Raw genomic sequence first — 3,003 nt, 5'->3', positions numbered from 1 at the left:
GTGGAAATGACCAGTATTTGGACGGTCTGGGATTTTATTATTGTTCCGGCTCATCATTGCTGTTTGCCGGTTGGTGAGGTGGTGCAGGTGGCGGTGATTCCTCATGGTATGATGGCGTGGAGCGATCGCACGATTGAGGTCGTTCAGGAACGATTAAATCGCCCTATTTCAGTTAGTCAAACTGTGACACCCCAAGACTCTAAAACGTAACGTTTAAAATTAGTTCCCCAGGTGTGAACCCTTCACGGCTCCATGTCCCTACTGTTGTCATCTTTCGATATCTGGAAACCCCATCACCGTAGTAACTCCAGTGATGATCTCTTGGCTCAACTGCACGATCGCGGTGGCTTACCCGAACCCTCACAACTGTTGCGACGGCTTCCGGTAGACACGCGGCAGGCCTCAAGCCAACTCCTAGAGATCATTTATCACCAGCAGCCTCGCTGGGTGGTCTTGGGAGGAATGGCGGAGGGGCGATCGCGTCTGACGGTGGAACGCCGGGCGGTACAGGGGTCGCGGAGTTACTGCACCCCCATCAATGTCTGGGAGTTGGTGGCGGGACTCCCGCATACGGATGTGAGTTATCACGCCGGCCGTTTTGTCTGTAATGCCACCTATTATCGGGTTTTGTCGGCCATCGCCGCTGCCAACTTGCCCACTCAGGCTGTATTTCTTCATGTTCCCGCCTCTCACGAACCGGCCTGGCCCGCGATCGTCGAGGAGGCCCAACAGGTCCTACAGCGGCTGGCCTCCTGGACTCCCACCGTCTATCCCCTCGCCTCTGCGGCGGTTAGCGATTTTGCCGTAGCTTCGGGTTAACAAACTCGTTCAAGCCTTCCCCCAACAGAGATAAGCCAATCACCATTAGGGTCATGGCTAAGCCGGGAAACAGGGCCGTCCACCAAATCCCCGTGGGTAACGCTTCGAGGGCTTGGCGGAGGTCATTGCCCCATTCTGGGGTGGCTTCGGGGAGTCCTAAGCCGAGGAACCCGAGACCGCCGAGGATGGCGATCGCATCAGCCGCATTCAGGGCAAAGAGAACCGGAACCGTCTGAATGGCGTTGAAAAAGAGATATTTCGAGAGAATGCGCCAGGTTGAGGCCCCCATCGCTTGCGCGGCTTCGACATATAACTCGGTTTTAATGCTGACGGTGTGGTTGCGCACCACCCGATAATATTGGGGGACATAGGCAATACTGAGGGCTAAGGCCGCATTAAACAGGCCCCGTCCCACGACAAACGCCAAGGTAATGGATAACAATAACCCCGGTAGGGTATAGATGACATCCATCACAAATAGCAAGAGCCGGTCAATTTTGCCCCCCAGATAGCCGCTAGCCAGTCCGAGGGGGACTCCGGTCAAAATACTGAGTAACGTGGCTAAAACCACCACTTTTAAGGCTGCCTGGGAGCCGTAGAGGGTGCGGGAGAAGACATCGTAACCTAGGCGAGTCGTCCCAAACCAATGCCCCCAGGAGGGGGGCTGGTGAATGGGATTATCAAGGAGTTCTCTAGGACTTTGGATCAGGCCCACCCCTTGCAAGAGAGGGGCGGTGAGAGCGATAAGGATAAAGATAGCGGTGATGACTAGCCCCACCCACATCAACCGAATTGAGAGATTGGCACGTTTGCGAGGTGCGACAGGGTTGAGGGAGGGTTTGGGGGCGATCGCCATAACGGAAGACGGTTATCGTTCAGAATCAACAGGGACAGCCTCAACGCCATCTGTTGGTGCAGAGGCCTCCGGTTTAGGATTTCGATAGCCAAAAAAGTCAATGCGATAGTCGGTGATGCGAACCCCGGTTTCGGCTTCGATGCGTTCAATTAAGTCTGGGGGAAGTTCGACAAACACATCGAGAATTTGTTGACTATCGAGACAATTGATATGGCTATGAGGGTCACTAATGTTACCATAGAGGCGGCCGTCGGAGCGTTCGATACATTCGATAATGCCGTGACTCGACAGGGCCTCAAGATTCTGATACACCGATGTATAGCCGATTTCTTTGCCGGCGCGACTGAGTTGATCATAGATGTCCCTGGCACAGACGTGATCCTGAACCTCCCAGAGAAGTTCGAGGATTAGCCGACGCTGGCGACTCAATCTCATTCCCAGGGCTTGGCAGCGATCGAGGGCGTCTTGGAGAGAGCGTATGGGTTTTAGTGCGATCGCCTCATGTTTCATCAGTCTAGGTTTGGCTTGCTATCAACAGGGAGAAGGTGACGACTCTTGGCGAAATGAACATTACCTCAAGAATCGGCCAGAGTTAAAAATCTATCTTATGGAAGGGGACTTTTGTTTCCATCCATGAACCATTTTGACATCCTCCCACGCTAATTCAAAGAATATAGCGTGGGATTCCCACCATTACTGATGAGGTTTCCTCTTTCCACGACTCGACTTACCTTGAGGAGTTTCCCCACCCAGGCAGAGGTCGATATCTCCAGAGGCGTGAGTTCCCGTATGCCCTACGGTACTTAATCCTAATTCAAGGATGTTAATAGCTGCATTATGGTCTCTGTCAGCAACAAATCCACAATGGGGACAGCGGTGGGTTCTCGTTGATAGAGATTTCTTGACCTTCTCCCCGCAGTTGGAGCAATTCTGGCTCGTGTACTGGGGAGCAACAGCAACCGTTGCTACCCCAAACACCTTACCAAAATACTCCACCCACTGACGGAACGTTGACCAGGCCGCATCTGAAATAGATTTAGCGAGATTATGGTTTTTTACCAAATTTCGCACCCTCAAGTCCTCATGGCCTACCAAGTCGTTAGACCGGACGACGCACAATGCCGTTTTGACGGCAAAGTCTTTACGCTGCCGACTTACCTTGAGATGCTTTCTCGCTAATCGATGTCTAGCTTTCTGTCGATTCTTAGACCCTTTCTGGGTTTTAGCTAATCGACGTTGAAGGCGTTTGAGTGCTTTCTCAGACTTTCTTAGATGTCTGGGATTTTCTACAGTTTGACCACCTGAGTCAGTGTAGAAATGATTTAAGC

General features: G+C 52.3%; 4 protein-coding genes and 1 pseudogene. 2 read left to right on the top strand and 3 right to left on the bottom strand.

What is annotated here, in order from left to right; all coding sequences use genetic code 11:
* Positions 1 to 210, top strand: a pseudogene (locus R6U67_RS13575) (hypothetical protein); the annotation flags it as partial.
* A 42-nt stretch (positions 211 to 252) separates the two neighbouring features.
* Positions 253 to 819: a peptidase C15 gene (locus R6U67_RS13570; protein WP_410253042.1), complete on the top strand. Its 567-nt coding sequence runs from the start codon at positions 253 to 255 to the stop codon at positions 817 to 819.
* Here the strand turns inward: R6U67_RS13570 and R6U67_RS13565 are convergent.
* From R6U67_RS13565 to R6U67_RS13555, 3 genes are all read right to left on the bottom strand, one after another.
* A complete protein-coding gene (locus R6U67_RS13565; RefSeq protein ID WP_410253043.1) occupies positions 791 to 1,603 on the bottom strand; it encodes an ABC transporter permease in 813 nt (270 codons plus the stop codon). The genes R6U67_RS13570 and R6U67_RS13565 overlap by 29 nt on opposite strands.
* An 84-nt stretch (positions 1,604 to 1,687) precedes the next feature.
* Positions 1,688 to 2,185 carry a Fur family transcriptional regulator gene (locus tag R6U67_RS13560; RefSeq protein WP_410253041.1) on the bottom strand — a complete coding sequence of 166 codons (498 nt, stop codon included), beginning with the start codon at positions 2,183 to 2,185 and terminating at the stop codon, positions 1,688 to 1,690.
* 183 nt (positions 2,186 to 2,368) lie between these two features.
* Positions 2,369 to 3,003, bottom strand: a 635-nt coding sequence (locus R6U67_RS13555; RefSeq protein ID WP_410253040.1) for an RNA-guided endonuclease InsQ/TnpB family protein, incomplete at its 5' end; no start/stop codon positions are given.

The sequence above is a fragment of the Sodalinema sp. genome, from assembly GCF_046483825.1.
GTDB lineage: Bacteria > Cyanobacteriota > Cyanobacteriia > Cyanobacteriales > Geitlerinemataceae > Sodalinema.
This window is presented reverse-complemented; position numbering and strand designations above follow the sequence as displayed.

Bases quoted from the DNA above. Each gene is read 5' to 3' on its own strand.
- R6U67_RS13565 (WP_410253043.1), bottom strand. From the start codon at position 1,603: ATGTGGGTGGGGCTAGTCATCACCGCTATCTTTATCCTTATCGCTCTC.
- R6U67_RS13560 (WP_410253041.1), bottom strand. From the start codon at position 2,185: ATGAAACATGAGGCGATCGCACTAAAACCCATACGCTCTCTCCAAGAC.
- R6U67_RS13570 (WP_410253042.1), top strand. From the start codon at position 253: ATGTCCCTACTGTTGTCATCTTTCGATATCTGGAAACCCCATCACCGT.